The sequence below is a fragment of the Microvirga sp. P4_G7 genome, assembly GCF_056401005.1.
Window position 1 is genome coordinate 1 of record NZ_JBFUKD010000696.1, and the last position, 1868, is coordinate 1868.

General features: G+C 60.1%; 3 protein-coding genes. All 3 read right to left on the reverse strand.

The window, feature by feature from the left end; genetic code table 11:
* On the reverse strand, positions 1–403 hold a 403-nt coding region (locus tag AC1DT3_RS19655), incomplete at its 3' end, for an LLM class flavin-dependent oxidoreductase (protein WP_477466898.1).
* Positions 404–442: 39 nt separating this feature from the next.
* Positions 443–1459, reverse strand: coding sequence for an ABC transporter substrate-binding protein (locus AC1DT3_RS19660; protein ID WP_477466899.1), 1017 nt, complete (start codon positions 1457–1459; stop codon positions 443–445).
* 25 nt (positions 1460–1484) lie between these two features.
* Positions 1485–1868 (reverse strand): NAD(P)H-dependent oxidoreductase (locus tag AC1DT3_RS19665; protein WP_477466900.1); only part of this gene is annotated, 384 nt, incomplete at its 5' end.

Below are 1868 nucleotides of genomic sequence, written 5' to 3' on the forward strand. Positions count from 1 at the left end.
GATCTCGACCCGTGACGATGTTGAAGGCGAGTCGGCCACCGCTGAGATGATCGGCCGTTGCGGTGGCTCTTGCGACGTTGAATGGGTCCGCATAGGTCGTATTCACGGTCGTGACGATGCCGATTCGCTCCGTCACGGCCGCGACAAAGCTCGCAAGGGTCAAGGCTTCCGGCCGCAATACCAGGTTCGGTTGTTCGGCCTGCGTCTCGGGAAGACCGACGACACGGTCGCCGATGAAGAAGAAATCGAGTTTCCCTCGCTCCGACAACTGCGCCATCTGCTTCAGAAAACGCGGATCGAAGGTGCCGTCGACGCGCGCCTCCGGCAGACGCCAACCGGCAGGATGAAAGCCGGTTGCCCAGATCGAAAAGCCCAGACGGATATGCTTGCGATTGTCGCTCATGATGGTGGTTCCTTGACGATGACGAGAGGCCGACTGGTTCTACGAGCCGGTTCTTTTGAGGAACGAGTCAGGGTTTCCGACTTTGTATTCCACGTGCTTCAGTTGAGGTTCGATCTCGACGAGATCCTTCTGCAACTGCTCGAAGGCCTCGGGTGCGTAGAGGCCGTCCCGGCTCAAGCGGCCCGGCAGGCTGTCCGCCACTTTCTCGATGATCTTGGCGTCGAGTTCGGGATAGACTTTGCGCAAGGCGTCGACCGCGATATCCCTGTTGTCGAGCAACAGGTGCTGTGCTTTCAGTGTAGCCTGCGCAACGGCTTTCGCTGCCGCTGGATTGTCATTCTGCCACTTCTCTCTGGCGATGAGAGCAAGAGAAGGAATGGATTGTGTGCGCCAATCGAAGACGATGCGATATCCTTCGTCGCCGAGTTGCAGCGCATTGATCGTGCCGAACATGCCGGCTTCGATACGGCCCGTGTCGAGCGCCGCCTTCTGCGCTGCGCCGACGCCGGCCCCGACCAGTTCCAGATCGGATTTCTGGTCGAGCCCGGCGCGCTTTGCCTGGAGGTTGAGCAGGTTCTCCGTCAGGCTCCCCGAAGACGTGATGCCGACGCGACGGCCTTTCAGATCGGTGAAGGTTTTCACAGGCGAATCGGAGCGCGTGAGAAGCACGTAGGTATGTTTGGTATCGAGCGCGAAAGCGACGACGCCGTCGATCCCACGATCGCGCAGGCGCACCACATGCTCGGGCGCGCAAATGCAATATTGAATGCCGCTGCCGACGAGCGCTTGAACGGCCGGAGCGCCGCCCTTGAAGTCGACGACCTCCGCAGCGATACCCGCGTCCTTGTAGAATCCACGTTCGATGGCAACGTGAATGGCGAGAGATGCATCGCCCAGATTGCCCGCGGTGCCGAAGACGACGCGGGTCTGCGCTTCAGCGGGAGAGACAATCAGCGAAACCAGAATCGATGCACCTGTCGCAATCGTCGCAAGGGCTCGATGCGACAAGCGTTTGGAAATGGATTTCGCGAAGGAATGAAAATCGTAACGCGACATGGCGGTCTCCCAAAGAGTGTTGAATTCAAGCGGCATGACGGTTTTCGCGCCGCGTGCGGTGGCTGAGCGCGGTGACGGCCTCGTCGACGAGCGTCGACAGACGGTCGAGCAGGGCAGGATCGCTCAAGCGCCCATCCGCGTATGCGCTCTCCGCGACGAACACACCGGTGGGCAGAGTGTGCGCGTTGAAGAATCCGAAAAGCGGGCGGAGCTGGTGATCGATGACGAGGGCGTGACGATCCGTACCGCCGGTCGCGAGGAGTGCCACGGGAACACCGGCGAGAGCCTTGTAGTCGAGGAGATCAATGAAGTGCTTGAAGAGGCCCGTATATGAACCTTTGTAAACGGGCGAGCCGACGATCAGGAGATCGGCCTGTTCGATGGAATACAACGCGCTCTGCACCGTGTG

Coding starts and splice junctions, on each gene's coding strand:
- AC1DT3_RS19660 (WP_477466899.1), bottom strand. CDS start 1,459: ATGTCGCGTTACGATTTTCATTCCTTCGCGAAATCCATTTCCAAACGC.